Annotated in this window: 16 protein-coding genes; all 16 read left to right on the top strand. The window is 60.4% G+C overall.

What is annotated here, in order from left to right; genetic code table 11:
• Positions 1 to 68 precede the first annotated feature (68 nt).
• Positions 69 to 773: an NADH-quinone oxidoreductase subunit E gene (locus ACODTY_RS08040; RefSeq protein ID WP_488993767.1), complete on the top strand. Its 705-nt coding sequence runs from the start codon at positions 69 to 71 to the stop codon at positions 771 to 773.
• 71 nt (positions 774 to 844) lie between these two features.
• Positions 845 to 2,926 carry an NADH-quinone oxidoreductase subunit NuoG gene (gene nuoG / locus ACODTY_RS08045; RefSeq protein ID WP_488993768.1) on the top strand — a complete coding sequence of 694 codons (2,082 nt, stop codon included), beginning with the start codon at positions 845 to 847 and terminating at the stop codon, positions 2,924 to 2,926.
• Positions 2,927 to 2,929: 3 nt separating this feature from the next.
• On the top strand, positions 2,930 to 3,973 hold the full coding sequence (gene nuoH / locus ACODTY_RS08050) for an NADH-quinone oxidoreductase subunit NuoH (protein ID WP_488993769.1): 1,044 nt from the start codon (positions 2,930 to 2,932) through the stop codon (positions 3,971 to 3,973).
• On the top strand, positions 3,973 to 4,464 hold the full coding sequence (gene nuoI, locus ACODTY_RS08055) for an NADH-quinone oxidoreductase subunit NuoI (RefSeq protein WP_488993770.1): 492 nt from the start codon (positions 3,973 to 3,975) through the stop codon (positions 4,462 to 4,464). Before nuoH ends, nuoI begins: the two co-directional genes overlap by 1 nt.
• 166 nt (positions 4,465 to 4,630) lie before the next feature.
• A complete protein-coding gene (locus ACODTY_RS08060) occupies positions 4,631 to 5,251 on the top strand; it encodes an NADH-quinone oxidoreductase subunit J (RefSeq protein WP_488993771.1) in 621 nt (206 codons plus the stop codon).
• A 1-nt stretch (position 5,252) separates the two neighbouring features.
• Complete coding sequence (gene nuoK, locus ACODTY_RS08065) at positions 5,253 to 5,561, top strand: NADH-quinone oxidoreductase subunit NuoK (RefSeq protein WP_056106704.1); 309 nt, start codon at positions 5,253 to 5,255, stop codon at positions 5,559 to 5,561.
• Positions 5,562 to 5,572: 11 nt separating this feature from the next.
• On the top strand, positions 5,573 to 7,558 hold the full coding sequence (gene nuoL, locus ACODTY_RS08070) for an NADH-quinone oxidoreductase subunit L (RefSeq protein WP_488993772.1): 1,986 nt from the start codon (positions 5,573 to 5,575) through the stop codon (positions 7,556 to 7,558).
• A complete protein-coding gene (locus ACODTY_RS08075; RefSeq protein WP_488993773.1) occupies positions 7,558 to 9,063 on the top strand; it encodes an NADH-quinone oxidoreductase subunit M in 1,506 nt (501 codons plus the stop codon). Before nuoL ends, ACODTY_RS08075 begins: the two co-directional genes overlap by 1 nt.
• 18 nt (positions 9,064 to 9,081) lie before the next feature.
• Positions 9,082 to 10,518, top strand: coding sequence for an NADH-quinone oxidoreductase subunit NuoN (nuoN, locus tag ACODTY_RS08080; RefSeq protein ID WP_488993774.1), 1,437 nt, complete (start codon positions 9,082 to 9,084; stop codon positions 10,516 to 10,518).
• On the top strand, positions 10,518 to 11,345 hold the full coding sequence (locus tag ACODTY_RS08085; protein WP_488993775.1) for a biotin--[acetyl-CoA-carboxylase] ligase: 828 nt from the start codon (positions 10,518 to 10,520) through the stop codon (positions 11,343 to 11,345). Before nuoN ends, ACODTY_RS08085 begins: the two co-directional genes overlap by 1 nt.
• A gap of 81 nt (positions 11,346 to 11,426) precedes the next feature.
• The gene (locus ACODTY_RS08090) at positions 11,427 to 13,097 is read left to right on the top strand and encodes a ribonuclease J (RefSeq protein WP_488993776.1); all 1,671 of its coding nucleotides are present in this window, start codon (positions 11,427 to 11,429) and stop codon (positions 13,095 to 13,097) included.
• A gap of 110 nt (positions 13,098 to 13,207) precedes the next feature.
• Positions 13,208 to 13,612: a methylmalonyl-CoA epimerase gene (gene mce / locus ACODTY_RS08095; RefSeq protein WP_488993777.1), complete on the top strand. Its 405-nt coding sequence runs from the start codon at positions 13,208 to 13,210 to the stop codon at positions 13,610 to 13,612.
• A complete protein-coding gene (locus tag ACODTY_RS08100) occupies positions 13,609 to 13,878 on the top strand; it encodes a DUF1467 family protein (protein ID WP_488993778.1) in 270 nt (89 codons plus the stop codon). The genes mce and ACODTY_RS08100 overlap by 4 nt, the downstream gene beginning before the upstream one ends.
• Positions 13,879 to 14,318: 440 nt before the next feature.
• A complete protein-coding gene (gene proS, locus ACODTY_RS08105; RefSeq protein WP_488993779.1) occupies positions 14,319 to 15,647 on the top strand; it encodes a proline--tRNA ligase in 1,329 nt (442 codons plus the stop codon).
• Positions 15,644 to 16,957: a lipoprotein-releasing ABC transporter permease subunit gene (locus tag ACODTY_RS08110; RefSeq protein ID WP_488993780.1), complete on the top strand. Its 1,314-nt coding sequence runs from the start codon at positions 15,644 to 15,646 to the stop codon at positions 16,955 to 16,957. The genes proS and ACODTY_RS08110 overlap by 4 nt, the downstream gene beginning before the upstream one ends.
• Positions 16,957 to 17,637: an ABC transporter ATP-binding protein gene (locus ACODTY_RS08115; RefSeq protein WP_488993781.1), complete on the top strand. Its 681-nt coding sequence runs from the start codon at positions 16,957 to 16,959 to the stop codon at positions 17,635 to 17,637. Before ACODTY_RS08110 ends, ACODTY_RS08115 begins: the two co-directional genes overlap by 1 nt.
• Positions 17,638 to 17,757: the final 120 nt, after the last annotated feature.

Consider the following 17,757-nt stretch of genomic DNA (forward strand, 5'->3'; position numbering starts at 1 on the left):
CGGGCAAAGCCCGAAAATGAGGAAACGCGACGAAGGTAGACGGAACGGAACGACACAGGAGAACTGAAATGTCGATGTTTCCCATACCCGACCATTTGCAAGACCATTTGAACGAACTTGAGAAGATGAACCAGGACTTGACCAAGATGATGCCGAAAGAGGTGGCGAGCGCCATCAACCTTTTCGCGCATCCGGCCGCCGGCGCTGCCGCGCTGTCGGCGCTTGGCGTTGGCCTAGCCAGCCAGGCGTTCGGCATGTGGGTCGGTGCGCTGACCGGTGCGGCCGAGGCTTCGCAGCGATTGATGCAGCCTTTGACGGACGAGCGTAAAGCGCGCGACGCGCTGGCGCCTGCGCAATCAAAAAATGCACCGGCGAGCCGGGCGCGAGCGGCTGCAAGGACATTGATTGCCGAGGCGCAGTCGTTGGCCAAGGAAGTGACCGAGGTTGATGCCGACGCCGGCAAGACTGCCGCGCAACCGGCAAATGCGGCTGTGGCTGTCGAAGCATCGGCTGCGGGCGAGATCATGCCTGAGGATTTTCGTAAGCCGGCGGCTTTGGAAAAGCCGGCGAGCCCGGATGATTTAAAGGCGATTTCAGGCATAGGACCCAAGCTGGAGCAAGTGCTCAATGGACTGGGTATCTGGACCTACGGGCAGGTAGCTGCCTGGAGCCCGGAGGAAATTGCCTGGGTGGACGACATGCTGGGATTTCGGGGACGCATAGGACGCGACGACTGGGTAGGGCAGGCGACCGCGTTGTCGGCTGGGAAATAGCGATAAGGGTTGGGCGCTGACACGCGCCCGCGACGGGAATAGCGGCATAAGCCGACAGGGTTCGAGGCGACATGGCAAAGCTGAAGGTCGACGGGAAAGAAATTACAGTACCCGACCACTATACGCTGCTGCAGGCGGCGGAAGAGGCGGGTGCGGAAGTGCCGCGCTTCTGCTTCCATGAGCGGTTGTCGATCGCAGGCAACTGCCGCATGTGCCTTATCGAGGTGAAGGGCGGCCCGCCGAAGCCGCAGGCTTCGTGCGCCATGGGCGTGCGTGACTTGCGGCCCGGCCCAAATGGCGAAGCGCCTGAAATCTTCACCAATACGCCAATGGTGAAGAAGGCCCGCGAAGGGGTGATGGAATTCCTGCTCATCAACCATCCGCTCGATTGCCCGATCTGCGACCAGGGCGGCGAGTGCGACCTGCAGGATCAGGCCATGGCTTTCGGCATGGATTCCTCGCGCTTCCACGAGAACAAGCGCGCGGTCGAGGACAAGTATATCGGGCCGCTGGTCAAGACGATCATGACCCGTTGCATCCATTGCACGCGCTGTGTGCGTTTCACCACCGAGGTGGCGGGTATTTCCGAGCTCGGCCTGATCGGTCGCGGTGAGGATGCCGAAATTACGACCTATCTCGAGCAGGCGATGACTTCGGAGCTGCAGGGCAATGTCATCGATCTTTGCCCGGTCGGCGCGCTGACTGCGCGGCCCTACGCTTTCCAGGCTCGGCCGTGGGAACTGACCAAGACCGAGTCCATCGACGTGATGGATGCAGTCGGCTCGGCTATCCGTGTCGATTCACGCGGCCGGGAAGTGATGCGCATCCTGCCGCGTGTCAACGAGCCGGTGAACGAGGAATGGATTTCGGACAAGACCCGCTTCATCTGGGATGGGTTGCGCACGCAGCGGCTCGACCGGCCTTACGTTCGCCGTAACGGCAAGCTCACCGCGACGAGCTGGGCCGATGCATTCGGTGCGATCAAGGAGGCCGTGGCCAAGACGACGCCCGACAGGATTGGCGCGATCGCCGGCGATCTTGCCGCCGTCGAGGAAATGTATGCGCTGAAGCAACTGATCAATTCGCTCGGCTCCAGCAATACCGATTGCCGCCAGGATGGCGCCGCGCTCGATCCGGCGCATGGCCGCGGCAGCTATATCTTCAATCCGACCATCGAGGGCATCGAGGATGCTGATGCGATCCTTATCGTCGGTGCCAACCCGCGCTTTGAAGCCTCGGTGCTCAACGCCCGCATCCGCAAGCGTTTCCGCGCGAGCCCGCTGCCGATCGGCGTGATCGGCGATTTCGGCGATCTGCGCTACGATTATGAAGCGCTGGGAGCAGGCCCGGAAAGCCTGAAGGATCTGGCAGAAGGCAACGGCAAGTTTTTCCAGGCTCTGAAGAAGGCCGAAAAGCCGCTTATCATCGTGGGCCAAGGCGCTCTGGCGCGCAGCGACGGTGCGGCAATACTCGGACAGGCTGCCAAGCTTGCCAAGGCGGCGAATGCCGTTCGTCCCGACTGGAATGGTTTTGCGGTGTTGCACAACGCTGCCGCCCGGGTCGGCGGGCTCGACATCGGCTTCGTGCCGGGAGAGGGTGGCAAGGACGTTGCCGAGATGGTCGGCGCAACGGATGTGCTGTTCCTGCTTGGCGCTGACGAACTCGACATGAGCAAAGTCTCAAGCGGGTTTGTGGTTTACATCGGCACCCATGGCGATGCGGGCGCACACCGTGCAGATGTGATCCTGCCGGCTGCGACCTACACCGAGAAGTCAGGCACGTACGTCAATACCGAAGGGCGCGTGCAGCAGACGAACCGGGCCGGCTTTGCGCCCGGCGAGGCGCGCGAGGACTGGGCGATCCTGAGGGCGCTGTCGGACGTGCTTGGCAAGAAGTTGCCTTTCGATTCTCTAGCTCAGTTGCGGGCCAAGCTCTATGCCGAGCATCCGCATCTTGCCCGTATCGACCGGATCGAAGAGGGCGACACGGATCACGTCTCCAAGCTGGCAAAGCTTGGTGGCCGGCTGAACAAGGCAGGCTTTGTCTCGCCGGTGCGCGACTTCTACCTGACCAATCCGATTGCGCGCGCTTCCGCGGTGATGGCCGAATGCTCGGCGCTCGCCAAGGGCGGCTTCAAGCAGGCGGCGGAGTAGGACATGGATACTTTCTTCTCCTTCTACGTCCTGCCGGCGCTGATCATTCTCTTGAAGTCGGTCGTGCTGATCGTCGTCCTGCTGATTTTCGTGGCCTACATTCTTTATGCCGACCGCAAGATCTGGGCGGCGGTGCAGTTGCGCCGCGGCCCCAACGTGGTTGGTCCGTGGGGCCTGTTCCAGGCATTCGCCGATCTGCTCAAGTTCGTGTTCAAGGAACCGATCATTCCCTCGGGCGCAAACAAGGGCGTGTTCCTGCTGGCCCCGCTGGTTTCGGCGGTCGTGGCAATTACCGCCTGGGCGGTCATTCCGGTCAACGAGGGCTGGGCGATTGCCAACATCAATGTCGGCATCCTCTATGTTCTCGCCATTTCCTCGCTCGAGGTCTACGGCGTGATCATGGGCGGCTGGGCTTCCAATTCGAAGTATCCGTTCCTTGGCGCGCTGCGCTCCGCCGCGCAGATGGTTTCCTACGAAGTCTCGATCGGCTTCGTTATCGTCACCGTGCTTTTGTGCGTCGGTTCGCTGAACCTCACCGATATCGTGATGTCGCAGCAGGACGGTCTCGGAACCCGCCTCGGCCTGACCAACTCGTTCCTCGATTGGCATTGGCTCGGCCTGTTTCCGATGTTCGTGATCTTCATCATCTCGGCAATGGCGGAAACCAATCGCCCGCCCTTCGATCTCGTCGAGGCTGAGTCGGAGCTGGTTGCGGGCCACATGGTCGAATATTCGTCGACGGCATTTTTGCTGTTCTTCCTCGGCGAGTACGTTGCCGTGGTTTTGATGTGCGCGCTGACCACCATCCTGTTCCTTGGCGGCTGGCTGCCGCCGGTTGACGTGGCGGTGCTGAACTGGGTGCCGGGCATCATCTGGTTCGTGCTCAAGGTGTGCTTCGTCTTCTTCATCTTCTCGATGGCCAAGGCGGTTCTGCCCCGCTTCCGCTACGACCAGTTGATGCGGCTGGGCTGGAAGGTATTCCTGCCGATCTCGCTGTTCATGGTCGTTGCAACGGCCGCCTTCCTCAAGCTGACGGGGTTTGCCTGATGTCCGCGCTCGGCCAAGCGGCGAAGTCGCTGCTGCTCAAAGATATCGTTGGGGGCTACATACTGGGTGTTCGCCAGTTCTTTGCGCCCAAGGAGACGATCAACTATCCGCACGAAAAGGGGCCGATCAGCCCGCGCTTTCGTGGCGAACATGCGCTGCGCCGTTATCCGAACGGAGAGGAACGCTGCATTGCCTGCAAGCTCTGCGAAGCGATCTGCCCGGCGCAAGCGATCACCATCGAGGCCGGTCCACGCCGCAACGACGGTACGCGCCGCACCGTGCGCTACGACATCGACATGGTGAAATGCATCTATTGCGGTTTTTGCCAGGAAGCCTGCCCTGTGGATGCGATTGTCGAGGGGCCGAATTTCGAATTCGCGACCGAGACGCGCGAGGAGCTCTACTACGACAAGGACAAGCTTCTGGCGAACGGCGACCGCTGGGAACGCGAGATCGCGCGCAACATGGAAATGGACGCGCCGTATCGATGAGGCTTTGCTGCTTCCGCCGCGTTGGCGGGGGCAGATGGAATGACGGATGGACGGGGCAGGGTGCCTCGTTTAAGGAACACGCGGCTTCGGGACCGGAGGCGGACCGAAGCACAGAAAGCCGGCGGGAGCCAATGCTCCGACCGGACAAGGAAACCCGGGGGAACCCATGCTTAACGGACTAGAGGCGATCTTCTTCTACCTCTTCGCCTTTGTCGCGGTGGGGTCGGCCTTCATGGTCATCTCGTCCCGCAATCCGGTTCATTCCGTGCTGTTCCTCATCCTCACCTTCTTCAATGCGGCGGGGTTGTTCCTGCTTGCCGGAGCCGAGTTCCTGGCGATGATCCTGCTCATCGTCTATGTCGGCGCGGTGATGGTGTTGTTCCTGTTCGTCATCATGATGCTCGACGTCGATTTCGCCGAGTTCAAGAGCGGCGCGTTGCAATACGCTCCGATCGGGGCACTGGTTGGACTGATCCTGGCTGCCGAACTGGTCGTCGTTACCGGCGGTTACGTACTGGCGCCGCAACTTGGTTCGGGCGCGGCGAAGCCAATTCCCGATCTTGCCACGCGCAGCAACACGGCGGCGTTGGGCGACATCCTCTACACGGACTACATCCATTTCTTCCAGATGGCCGGCCTTGTGCTTCTGGTCGCCATGATCGGCGCGATCGTTTTGACGCTGCGCCACAAGCAGGGCGTCAAGCGCCAGAACATTGCGCGGCAGAATGCGCGCACGCTGGAAGAAGCCATCGAAGTCCGCAAGGTCGAGACGGGGAAGGGCATCTGACATGAGCGTCGGCATCGGACATTACCTGACACTCTCGGCGATCCTGTTCACCATCGGCGTGTTCGGCATCTTCCTGAACCGCAAGAACGTGATCGTCATCATGATGTCGATCGAACTGCTGCTGCTTGCGGCAAACATAAATCTGGTCGCGTTCTCCTCGCTGCTCAACGATCTGGTAGGACAGGTTTTCGTGCTGTTCGTGCTGACGGTGGCGGCAGCGGAAGCGGCCATCGGGTTGGCCATTCTGGTGGTCTTCTTCCGTAACCGCGGCTCCATCGCGGTCGAAGACGTGAATATGATGAAGGGTTGACGGGAACAGCTATGTATCAAGCCATCGTCTTCCTTCCCCTCATCGGCTTTTTGATCGTCGGCCTGTTTGGCACGTCGCTCGGCGCCAAGGCTTCGGAATACATCACCTCCGGGCTGCTGGTGATTTCGGCGGCACTTTCGTGGGTCGCGTTCTTCTCGGTTGGTTTTTCGGAGACCGAGGTGTTTACCGTTCCCGTGCTGCGCTGGATCCAGTCGGGCGGTATCGATACGGCCTGGGCGCTCAGGATCGACACGCTGACGGTGGTGATGTTGGTCGTCGTCAACACCGTGTCGGCGCTCGTGCATATCTACTCGATCGGCTACATGCACCACGATCCGAACCGGCCGCGCTTCTTTGCCTATCTGTCGCTGTTCACCTTCGCCATGCTCATGCTGGTGACGTCCGACAATCTGATCCAGATGTTCTTCGGTTGGGAAGGCGTGGGCCTCGCGTCCTATCTGCTGATCGGTTTTTGGTACAAGAAGCCGTCCGCCAACGCTGCCGCCATCAAGGCGTTTGTGGTCAATCGCGTCGGCGATTTCGGCTTTGCGCTCGGCATCTTCGGCGTGTTCGTGCTGTTCGGTTCGGTGAACCTCGGCACGATCTTCGCCAATGCCGCCTCGTTCATTCCTGCCGAACATGGCGCGGAAGCTGCCGCGGGCGGCGAGGCGGTGCTGAATTTCCTCGGCTATGCGCTCGACAAGCAGGCGGCGATCACCGTGGTGTGCCTGCTTCTCTTCATGGGAGCGATGGGCAAGTCGGCGCAGGTGCCGCTGCACACCTGGCTGCCTGACGCCATGGAAGGCCCGACGCCGGTTTCGGCGCTGATCCACGCGGCGACCATGGTGACGGCCGGTGTCTTCATGCTGGCGCGCCTGTCGCCGTTGTTCGAGCTTTCCCACACGGCGCTTCTCGTGGTGACCTTTGTCGGTGCGATCACGGCTTTCTTTGCGGCGACGGTCGGATTGGTGCAGAACGACATCAAGCGCGTGATCGCCTATTCGACCTGCTCGCAGCTCGGCTACATGTTCGTGGCGCTGGGCGTCGGCGCCTATGGCGCTGCTATCTTCCACCTTTTCACGCATGCTTTCTTCAAGGCGCTTTTGTTCCTTGGTTCGGGTTCGGTCATCCATGCCGTTTCGGACGAGCAGGACATGCGCAAGATGGGCGGGCTGCGCAAGCTGATCCCAACCACTTACTGGATGATGGTCATTGGCACCCTGGCGCTGACAGGCGTTGGTGTTCCGGTAACGGTTATCGGCACGGCGGGCTTTTTCTCCAAGGACGCCATCATCGAAAGCGCCTTTGTCGGCCATAACGCAGTCGCCGGTTTCGCCTTCATTCTGCTTGTCGTGGCTGCCTGCTTCACCAGCTTCTATTCATGGCGCCTGATCTTCATGACGTTCCACGGCAAACCGCGGGCAAGCCATGAGGTGATGCACCACGTTCATGAATCGCCGCCGGTGATGCTGGTGCCGCTTTTCATCCTTGCTGCTGGCGCACTCTTGGCCGGTTTCCTGTTCCACGACCAGTTCATCGGCGAAGCCTATGGCGAGTTCTGGAAGGCATCTTTGTTCACGCTGCCGGATAACCATATCTTGCACGACATGCACGGCGTGCCGCTGTGGGTGAAGCTGTCGCCTTTCATCGCGATGCTCATCGGGCTTCTGTTCGCGTGGCAGTTCTATATCCGCTCTCCGGAAACGCCGAAGCAGCTTGCCGCACAGCACCGCGGGCTCTACGCGTTCCTGCTCAACAAGTGGTATTTCGACGAGCTCTACGACTTCCTGTTCGTGCGTGCGGCCAAGCGGCTCGGTCACTTCCTGTGGAAGACGGGCGACGGCAGGATCATTGACGGGCTTGGCCCTGACGGGATCTCGGCGCGCGTGGTCGATGTCACCGATCGCGTCGTCAAGTTGCAGTCCGGCTACCTCTATCACTATGCCTTCGCCATGCTGATCGGCGTTGCTGCACTCGTCACCTGGATGATGCTCTAATGACCGACTGGCCAATTCTCTCGACGGTCACATTCCTGCCGCTGGTTGGCGTGCTGCTCATTTTGCTGATCGGCGACGACAACGAGAACGGCAAGCGCAACATCCGCTCGATCACGCTGTTGACGACGGTCGTGACCTTCGTGGTGTCGCTGTTCGTGTGGATCGGCTTCGACAACTCGCAGGCCGGGTTCCAGATGGTCGAGAAGCACGAGTGGCTGGACTCGGGCATTTCCTACCATATGGGCGTGGACGGCATTTCGATGCTGTTCGTCATCCTGACGACTTTCCTGATGCCGCTGTGCATCCTGGCTTCGTGGCAATCGGTCCAGAAGAGCGTGAAGGCCTATATGGTCGCCTTCCTGCTTCTGGAGACGCTGATGATCGGCGTCTTCTGCGCGCTCGACATCGTGCTGTTCTACGTCTTCTTCGAAGCCGGCCTGATCCCGATGTTCATCATCATCGGCGTCTGGGGCGGCAAGCGGCGCGTCTATGCCTCTTTCAAGTTCTTCCTTTATACGCTGCTCGGCTCGGTGCTGATGCTGCTCGCCATCATGGCGATGTTCTGGCAATCGGGCACGACCGATATCCCGACGCTGTTGACGCATGCGTTCCCGGCTTCGATGCAGACATGGCTATGGCTCGCCTTCTTCGCATCGTTTGCGGTGAAAATGCCAATGTGGCCGGTTCATACCTGGCTGCCCGATGCGCACGTGGAAGCGCCGACCGCTGGTTCGGTCATTCTGGCCGGTATCCTGCTAAAGATGGGTGGCTACGGCTTCCTGCGCTTCTCGCTGCCAATGTTCCCGCTCGCATCGGAAATGTTCGCGCCGATGGTGTTCGCACTGTCGGTCGTTGCGATCATCTACACGTCGCTGGTCGCGTTGATGCAGGAGGACATGAAGAAGCTGATTGCCTATTCCTCCGTCGCCCACATGGGCTACGTGACCATGGGCATCTTCGCGATGAATGCCGAGGGCATCCAAGGTGCGATCTTCCAGATGCTGTCGCACGGCCTGGTTTCCAGTGCGCTATTCCTGTGCGTCGGCGTCATCTACGACCGGCTGCACACGCGCGAGATCGATGCCTATGGCGGCCTCGTCAACAACATGCCGAAATATGCGGTGGCCTTCCTGATCTTTACCATGGCCAATGTCGGCTTGCCCGGCACCAGCGGTTTCGTTGGTGAATTCCTGACGCTGCTCGGTGCTTTCAAAGCCAACACCTGGGTGGCGTTCTTTGCGACGACAGGCGTGATCCTGTCGGCTGCCTATGCGCTTTGGCTTTATCGGCGAGTGGTGTTCGGTACGCTGACCAAGGACAGCTTGAAAGGTATGCTCGACCTGTCCGGGCGCGAAAAGGCAATCCTCTATCCGCTGGTGGTGCTGACGATATTCTTCGGCGTCTATCCGGCGCCGGTGTTCGACGCGACAGCGCAGTCGGTCAAGGCGCTGGTGACCAATGTCACTGCATCCATCAATGCCGCGCAGACCGCGGCTGCAAACTGACTGGAGATTTAGCGAACCATGACGCCGGAACTCTCCGCCAGTCTCGCACTGCTAACACCGGAACTCATCCTTGCCGTAGGCGCGATGGTTCTGCTCATGATCGGCGTTTATTCGAACAGCCGTTCGAGCACGCTCGTCACCACGCTTGCCGTGCTGGTGATGGCCGCAGCCGCGGCATGGCTGCTTTTCTCGGTTGGCGAGGGCAAGGCGTTCGGCAATTCGTTCGTGGTCGATCCGTTCGCACGTTTCATGAAGGTGCTGACGCTCGCGGGCGCCGCCGTGACGCTTATCATGTCGGTCGGCTTTGCAAGGGCAGAGAAGTTCGACAGTTTCGAATACCCGGTACTCGTGATGCTTTCGTCCACCGGCATGCTGTTGATGGCATCCGCCAACGACATGATCGCGCTCTATCTCAGCTTCGAGCTTCAATCGCTGGCGCTCTATATCGTGGCTGCAATCAATCGCGACAGCCTGCGTTCGAGCGAGGCCGGCCTGAAGTATTTCGTGCTTGGCGCGCTCGGCACGGGCATGATGCTCTACGGTATTTCGCTGGTTTACGGTTACACCGGCTCCATCGACTTCAATGTCATCGCCCAGACCCTTACGGGAGCGGAACGGCAGGTCGGCTTGCTGTTTGGCCTGGTCTTCATTCTGGCCGGCCTGGTCTTCAAGATTTCGGCAGCGCCGTTCCACATGTGGACGCCCGATGTTTACGAAGGCGCGCCGACGCCGGTGACAGCTTTCTTTGCCGTGGCACCGAAAGTGGCGACCATGGCTCTGATCCTGCGTCTTGTCATGGAAGCGTTCCAGCCATCGGCTGCCGACTGGCAGCAGATCATCGTTTTCGTGTCGATCGCTTCGATGGCGCTTGGCTCGTTCGCGGCCATCGGCCAGCGCAACTTCAAGCGCCTGATGGCCTATTCCTCGATCGGTCATATGGGTTTCGCGCTGGTGGGGCTTGCCTCCAACAGCGAGGCCGGCGTGCGGGGCGTCATCATCTATATGCTGATCTATGTGGCGATGACGCTGGGCACCTTTGCCTTCATCATCGCCATGCGACGCAAGGAAGGGCAGGTCGAGACGATCGGCGATCTGGCCGGGCTTTCCCGCACCAATCCGGTGATGGCGACCATTCTCACCATCCTTCTGTTCTCGCTGGCAGGCATTCCGCCGCTCGCGGGCTTCTGGGCGAAATGGTACGTGTTCCTCGCAGCCATCAATGCCGAACTCTACGCGCTGGCGGTTATCGGCGTGCTGTCTTCTGTCGTGGCCGCATTCTACTATCTCAGGATCATCAAGATCATGTGGTTCGACGAACCGGTCGGCGGCTTTGAGCCGATGCCTGTCGAATTGCGTCTGGTGCTGGGTGCATCCGGGGCCTTCGTGCTGTTCTACGTGCTGATTGGCGGTCCGATCGGCACCTATGCGCAGGCGGCTGCCAAGACGTTCTTCTGATGGCTTTCGCGCTCGCGCCGACAGCGGCATCCCAGGGATATCGCCTCGACGCGTATGATACGGTCGGCTCTACCAATGCGCAGGCATTGGAAAGCGCCCGCGCCGGTGACCCGGGCAAGCTCTGGGTCGTGTCGAAGAACCAGCAAAGCGGGCGTGGCCGCCGTGGTCGGGCGTGGCTTTCGCCTGAAGGCAATCTTGCGGCAACTTTGCTGGTGGTCGCCGACTTTGAACTGAGGCTGGCGGCTACGCTCGGCTTTGTTGCGGGACTGGCGCTTGCGGATGCGCTCGACGCGGTCGCACCGAAGGGGCGCATTTCAATCGGCGTGGACGGCGGCAGTGGCGAAGGACGCAACCTCTTCGAATTGAAGTGGCCGAACGATGTGCTGGCCTCCGGGGCCAAGATGGCCGGCATCTTGCTGGAGTCGACGCTGCTCGACAACGGCCGCTTTGCGGTGGCGGTCGGCATCGGGGTCAATGTCGTTGCCCATCCGCAGGACGTTCCCTATCCAGCCACTTCGCTAAACGCGCTGGGCGCCAATTGCGACGCTGAAATGCTGTTCCTGGCCCTTTCGGATGCCTGGCAGGAAAATGCGCGCCTATGGGGGGACGGGCGCGGCCTTGCCGCTATACGCCGCCGGTGGCTTGAGCGTGCGGCGGGGATCGGCAGCGAGGTTGCTGTCAGAATTGACGGTAATGTGGTGCGCGGCACTTTCGAGACCATTGACGAGGACTGCCGTTTCGTGATCCGCGATAAGAACGGTTCCGTCGTGACGATCGCGGCGGGCGATGTTCATTTCGGTGCGGTCGCGTCGGCAGCGGCGGTTTGAAGAAGCGTCCGGGCCGAAGCGACGCAACGAGGCAAGGTGGCCCTGAGACGTGATCGGGCTGTCTTCAAGAAAGGTATGACGATGGCGCAAGCGGAAAATGCCGAACTGGTTTTCGTGCCGCTTGGCGGCGTCGGCGAGATCGGCATGAATTTCGCGCTGTACGGCTATGGGCCGGCGACCGCGCGCGAGTGGCTTATCGTCGATGTTGGCGTGACTTTTCCGGATCCGTCGCATCCCGGCGTCGACCTGATCCTGCCTGATACCCGTTTCATCGAAGAGAATGTCGCCAATTTGCGCGGCATCGTCATCACTCACGCGCATGAGGACCACTACGGAGCCTTGCATGACATCTGGCCACGCCTCAAGGCGCCGGTGTGGATGACGCCGTTCTCGGCCGGGCTGCTGGAGGCCAAGCGACAGGGTGAGCAGGGTGCGCCGAAAATTCCGGTGACGGTCTATCGAGCCGGCGAGAAATTCACCATTGGACCGTTCGAGATCGAGGCCATTCCGGTGGCGCACTCCATTCCCGAACCGATGTCGCTGGCGATCACGACGCCTGCCGGAACGGTTATCCATACCGGTGACTGGAAGATCGACCCCGCGCCGACGCTAGGCCCCAAGACCGACGAGGCCCGTTTCCGCAGCTATGGCGACAAAGGCGTTCTGGCGCTGGTGTGCGATTCCACCAACGCGTTGAGGGAAGGGGATTCGCCCTCGGAGCAGGAGGTCGGCGCCAGCCTGAAGACGTTGATCGAGCAAGCCAAGGGCCGTGTCGCCATCACGACCTTTTCCTCGAATGTCGGCCGTATCATCTCCATTGCGCGCGCGGCGCGTGATGCGGGCCGCAAATGCCTTGTGCTTGGCCGTTCACTGAAACGAGTGATCGATGTTGCCGATGAGCTTGGCTATATGGACGGCTTGCCGGAATTCGTCGCCGAAGAAGACTACGGTTTCATCGACCGGACAAACCTCGTCATCATCTGCACGGGTAGCCAGGGCGAGCCGCTGGCCGCACTTGCGAAACTTTCGCGCGACGAGATGAAGACCGTTTCGCTGACGGCTGGCGACACGGTGATCTTTTCGTCCCGTACCATTCCGGGCAACGAGAAGGCGATCCTTGAGATCAAGAACCGCCTCATCGATCTCGGCATGAAGATCATCGAAGACGGCGATGCTCTGGTGCATGTCTCAGGTCATCCACGGCGTAGTGAACTGAAGCGCATGTACGAATGGGTGCGTCCGCAAATTGGCGTGCCAGTGCATGGCGAGGCGGCGCATCTGGTTGCGCAAGGCTCGCTGATGGCGATGTCAGGCATTGCGCAGGTGGCGCAAATTCGCGATGGCGACATGCTGCGGCTCTATCCGGGGTCTGCAGCAATCATCGACCAGGTGCCATTCGGGCGCGTCTACAAGGACGGACGGCTGGTCGGTTCCGACGAAGCGATGGGTATCAAGGATCGCCGCAAGCTGTCGTTTGCCGGCCATGTCGCTGTCAATGTCGTGCTTGATGACAAGTATGAATTGGCAGGCGATCCCGATCTTGTAGCCATCGGCGTTGCCGAAACCGATGCCAGCGGCGAGACGCTGGAGGATCTGATGCTCGATGCGGCAATCGGCGCGGTGGACTCGATACCCCGCCAGCGCCGAAAAGACCTCGATCTCGTCCAGGAATCCGTACGTCGCGCCGTAAGGGCTGCGGCAAACGAAGCCTGGGGGAAGAAGCCGCTGGTGACGGTGTTCGTCACGCGGTGAGGAACAAGGGGCAAGGGAATAGGGCAGTAAGGCAGTAGGGAAGTGAATTGCGATAGCCTTCGCCATTGTTCTCCTGCTGTCTTGATGCCCTGCTGCCACGCGGAGCCGCTATGCTTGGACGCCTGAACCATGTTGCTGTCGTGGTGCCTGATCTGGCCGCCGCAGTCGCCACCTATCGCGAAACGCTCGGTGCCCGTGTGACAGAGCCGCAGGCATTGCCGGAGCATGGCGTGACGGTGGTGTTCATCGATGTCGGCAACACGAAGATCGAGCTTCTGGAGCCTTTGGGCGACGCATCGCCCATTGCCGCCTTCCTGGACAAGAACCCCTCCGGGGGCATGCACCATGTCTGCTACGAAGTCGACGACATTTTGGCTGCGCGCGACAAGCTCAAGGCCGGTGGGGCGCGCGTGCTTGGCGACGGCAACCCGAAGATCGGCGCGCACGGCAAGCCGGTGCTGTTCCTGCACCCGAAGGACTTCTTCGGCACACTGATCGAACTGGAACAGTCATGAGCTGGATCTCGTTCACTGCGCTGTTCTTTGTGCTGTGGTGGCTGGTTCTTTTTGCGATCCTGCCGTTTGGGGTCAAGACGCAGCAAGATGACGGCGACGTCACGCTGGGCACAGTACCGAGTGCGCCGCGTGGGCCGCATATGCTGCGCGCCGTTTTGTGGACCACCTTGGTCACGGCTATCATCATGGGCGTGTTCTACGGCGTGACGAGAGGCCTGGAACTCGGCATCGACGACATTCCCAGGATCATTCCCGAGTTCAAGTAACGCGATCTTGAACCGCAGCTTGGTTTTCCGGCTGCACAAAAAAAATGCAAGGCACAAGGCCTTGCAATAAACGCGTCCGATCTGTGTTCCGTTGTCCGGCGGCAGCGAGTAACCGCGCCTAGATCGCATCCTCCCAAGACTTTGACCGCGTAGGAGGGCAGATTTTGCTCCGCCCTCTCGATTATCGAGGCACACTAGACCAACGCCCGCAAGAAAGTCACTACATATTTTGCTCATAAACCGACTTAAATGTGCTGCATTGCACAATAAAACTGCGGTCAATGCCTGCGGAGTAGTCAGGCCGTGACTGCGGCATAATCGCGATCCATCAACTGACGGGCGCGGGTTTCCAATCGGCCTTGAAATGGCTATGAAGCCCAAGCAAACAAGCCTGCTGCGCACCGATTCCGGTGGCGCACTTTTCTCTCACGGAACAGCTCATGCGTTTGTCGCGCTACTTCTTGCCCATTCTCAAGGAAAACCCGCGTGAGGCCGAGATCGTCTCTCATCGGCTGATGCTGCGCGCCGGCATGATCCGCCAGCAGGGGCAGGGCTCCTTTACAATGCTGCCCCTCGGCAAGAGGGTGCTCGACAAGGTCTGCCGCATCATCCGCGAAGAGCAGGATCGGGCCGGCGCGCTGGAAATCCTGATGCCGACCATCCAGTCGGCGGAGCTGTGGCGCGAGAGCGGCCGCTACGACGCCTATGGCAAGGAGATGCTGCGCATCAAGGACCGGCAGGAGCGCGAGTTGCTCTACGGTCCGACCAACGAGGAGATGGTGACGGAAATTTTCCGCTCCTACGTGAAGTCGTACAAGGACCTGCCGCTCAACCTCTACCATATCCAGTGGAAGTTCCGCGACGAGGTGCGTCCGCGCTTCGGGGTCATGCGCGGCCGTGAATTCCTGATGAAGGACGCCTATTCGTTCGACCTGAACTACGAAGGCGCAAAGGCCGCCTACTACCGCATGTTCGTGTCATACCTGCGCACCTTCACGCGCATGGGGCTGAAGGCGATTCCGATGCGTGCCGATACCGGCCCGATTGGCGGCGATCTTTCGCACGAGTTCATCATCCTGGCCGAGACGGGCGAAAGCCAGGTCTATTGTGCGCGCGACTATCTCGACATGAAGGTGCCGGGCGAGGATGTCGACTATGGCAATGACGCGGAAATCGCCGGCATCGTCGGCGACTGGACCACGCCCTATGCGGCGACGGACGAGATGCATGACGAGGCTGCGTGGGACAAGATCTCCGAAGGTGAGCGGCTGTCGGCGCGTGGTATCGAGGTCGGCCACATCTTCCATTTCGGCGAGAAGTATTCCAAGCCGATGAATGCCAAGGTGCAAGGCCCGGACGGCAAGGAGCACTTTGTCTCCATGGGCTCCTACGGCATTGGACCTACGCGCCTGATCGCGGCGATCATCGAGGCAAGCCATGACGACAACGGCATCATCTGGCCGGAAAGCGTCGCGCCCTTCGATGTTGTCATCATCAACATGAAGGTCGGCGATGCAGAATGTGATCGGGTGTGCGAGCAACTCTACAATGCACATCAGGCTGCAGGCCTCGATGTGCTTTACGATGATACCGACCAGCGTGCTGGCGGCAAATTTGCCACCGCCGACCTCATTGGTATTCCGTGGCAAGTCATCGTAGGCCCACGGGGAGCGGCTGCCGGGGAGGTTGAGGTCAAGCGCCGCTCGACGGGCGAGCGCGACGTCAAGTCCATCGAAACATTGCTCGCCAGCCTAGGGCAAAAGGCATGAGCCAAGCTGCTACAGCAGCGGCTTCTGGAAGCCAGACTACAAAGCGGCCAGATGGCGCCGGGCCGTTTTCCGGTTTTGAGCGCATGGTTGCGTGGCGCTACTTGCGCTCGCGCCGCAAGGAAACGGTGATCTCGGTCATCGCCTCGATTTCGTTCCTCGGCATCATGCTTGGCGTTGCGACGCTGATCGTGGTCATGGCGGTGATGAACGGCTTTCGCGCCGAGCTTTTGACCCGCATCCTTGGCGTCAACGGCCACCTTATCGTGACGCCGATAGATATGCCGCTGGAGGACTATGCCGAGGTCGCCAACCGCATTAACGGTGTTGCCGGTGTGAAGTACGCACTGCCGCTGATTGACGGCCAGGTTCTGGCGCAAGGCAATGTCGGTTCGGGCACAGGTGCCTTGGTGCGCGGCATCAGGGGCGAGGATCTTGGCAAGGTCTCAATCGTTGCCAACAACATCAAGCAAGGCTCGATCGTCGGCTTCGACACCGGTGAAGGAGTCGCTATCGGCAGCCGCATGGCGGAAAATCTTGGCCTGGTGCTCGGCGACACCATCACGCTCGTTTCGCCCGATGGCGACGTAACGCCGCTTGGCACGACGCCGCGTTTGAAGGGCTATCCCGTTGCGGCCATTTTCGAAGTGGGCATGTCGGAGTATGACAGCTCCATCGTCTATATGCCGCTTTCGGAAGCGCAGCTCTATTTCAACATGGAGGGCAGGGCGCAGACGATCGAAATCTATGTCGACAATCCCGACAACGTCGATGCTCTTCGACCCAAGGTCGAGGAGGCTGCGCAGCGGCAAATCTATCTGACTGATTGGCGGCAACGCAACCAGACCTTCTTTTCGGCGCTTCAGGTTGAACGCAACGTGATGTTCATGATCCTGACGCTGATCGTGCTGGTGGCGGCGCTCAACATCATTTCTGGCCTCGTCATGCTGGTGAAGGACAAGGGCCACGATATCGCGATCCTGCGCACGATGGGGGCCACGCGCGGCGCGGTCCTACGTATCTTCCTGATGACAGGCGCGGCGATCGGGGTCATCGGCACCTTGGCCGGGGTTATCCTTGGCATCGTGATCTGCCTGAACGTGGAGCGCATCCGTGAGTTCTTCTCATGGATATCCGGCACGGTGCTGTTCAACCCCGAGCTTTATTTCCTGAGTCAGTTGCCGGCCAAGATGGACTTCAGCGAAACGGCTTCGGTCGTGCTGATGGCGCTCGTCCTCTCGTTTCTGGCGACGCTGTTTCCGGCATGGCGGGCTGCAAGGCTCGATCCGGTTGAAGCGCTGAGGTACGAATGATGGCGGACGCCATTATCGAACTGAAGGCGGTGGAGCGCCACTATGTGCAGGCCGAGCGCAGGCTCACCATCCTGAACGGCGCGGATTTTTCGTTGAAGCGCGGCGAGATGGTGGCACTGGTGGCGCCGTCGGGAACCGGCAAGTCGACGCTGCTTCATACGGCGGGGCTGCTCGAACGCCCGGACGGTGGCGATGTGATTCTCGCGGGCAGGGCTTGCGGCAAGCTTTCCGATGACGAGCGCACGGCGGTCCGCCGCAACGATGTGGGCTTCGTCTATCAGTTCCACCATCTGTTGCCCGAGTTCTCGGCGCTCGAGAACATCATGATGCCGCAACTCATCAAAGGTTTGCAGCGCAAGGAAGCCGCCGAGCGTGCGGCGCAACTGCTGGACTATATGAAGATCGGCCAGCGCGCGCAGCACAGGCCATCGGAATTGTCTGGTGGCGAGCAGCAGCGCGTTGCAATCGCGCGCGCGGTCGCAAATGCGCCCCTGGTGCTGTTGGCCGACGAGCCGACAGGAAACCTGGACCCTGCCACCGCTTCCTATGTCTTCGAGGCGCTTGAGGCGTTGGTTCGGCAATCCGGCCTCGCTGCATTGATTGCAACTCACAACCATGAGCTTGCCGGCCGCATGGATCGCCGTGTCACGCTTTCCGAAGGCAAGGTCGTGACGCTCTGATCCAGGCTGGGTGGACACAGGGCGACAGTGAGGATCGACCTTCCGGCAGTTGGACCGGGTTGAATATTCGGCAGCGCCCGAGGCTACGTTAACACCGTCTGGCGCTGTGCAACACTTCCT

It is taken from the genome of Mesorhizobium sp. FG116 (assembly GCF_057809835.1).

What these genes read in the sequence shown, in the direction of transcription:
- ACODTY_RS08040 (WP_488993767.1), top strand. Translation starts at nt 69, where the DNA reads ATGTCGATGTTTCCCATACCCGACCATTTGCAAGACCATTTGAACGAA.
- nuoG (WP_488993768.1), top strand. Translation starts at nt 845, where the DNA reads ATGGCAAAGCTGAAGGTCGACGGGAAAGAAATTACAGTACCCGACCAC.
- nuoH (WP_488993769.1), top strand. Translation starts at nt 2,930, where the DNA reads ATGGATACTTTCTTCTCCTTCTACGTCCTGCCGGCGCTGATCATTCTC.
- nuoI (WP_488993770.1), top strand. Translation starts at nt 3,973, where the DNA reads ATGTCCGCGCTCGGCCAAGCGGCGAAGTCGCTGCTGCTCAAAGATATC.
- ACODTY_RS08060 (WP_488993771.1), top strand. Translation starts at nt 4,631, where the DNA reads ATGCTTAACGGACTAGAGGCGATCTTCTTCTACCTCTTCGCCTTTGTC.
- nuoK (WP_056106704.1), top strand. Translation starts at nt 5,253, where the DNA reads ATGAGCGTCGGCATCGGACATTACCTGACACTCTCGGCGATCCTGTTC.
- nuoL (WP_488993772.1), top strand. Translation starts at nt 5,573, where the DNA reads ATGTATCAAGCCATCGTCTTCCTTCCCCTCATCGGCTTTTTGATCGTC.
- ACODTY_RS08075 (WP_488993773.1), top strand. Translation starts at nt 7,558, where the DNA reads ATGACCGACTGGCCAATTCTCTCGACGGTCACATTCCTGCCGCTGGTT.
- nuoN (WP_488993774.1), top strand. Translation starts at nt 9,082, where the DNA reads ATGACGCCGGAACTCTCCGCCAGTCTCGCACTGCTAACACCGGAACTC.
- ACODTY_RS08085 (WP_488993775.1), top strand. Translation starts at nt 10,518, where the DNA reads ATGGCTTTCGCGCTCGCGCCGACAGCGGCATCCCAGGGATATCGCCTC.
- ACODTY_RS08090 (WP_488993776.1), top strand. Translation starts at nt 11,427, where the DNA reads ATGGCGCAAGCGGAAAATGCCGAACTGGTTTTCGTGCCGCTTGGCGGC.
- mce (WP_488993777.1), top strand. Translation starts at nt 13,208, where the DNA reads ATGCTTGGACGCCTGAACCATGTTGCTGTCGTGGTGCCTGATCTGGCC.
- ACODTY_RS08100 (WP_488993778.1), top strand. Translation starts at nt 13,609, where the DNA reads ATGAGCTGGATCTCGTTCACTGCGCTGTTCTTTGTGCTGTGGTGGCTG.
- proS (WP_488993779.1), top strand. Translation starts at nt 14,319, where the DNA reads ATGCGTTTGTCGCGCTACTTCTTGCCCATTCTCAAGGAAAACCCGCGT.
- ACODTY_RS08110 (WP_488993780.1), top strand. Translation starts at nt 15,644, where the DNA reads ATGAGCCAAGCTGCTACAGCAGCGGCTTCTGGAAGCCAGACTACAAAG.
- ACODTY_RS08115 (WP_488993781.1), top strand. Translation starts at nt 16,957, where the DNA reads ATGGCGGACGCCATTATCGAACTGAAGGCGGTGGAGCGCCACTATGTG.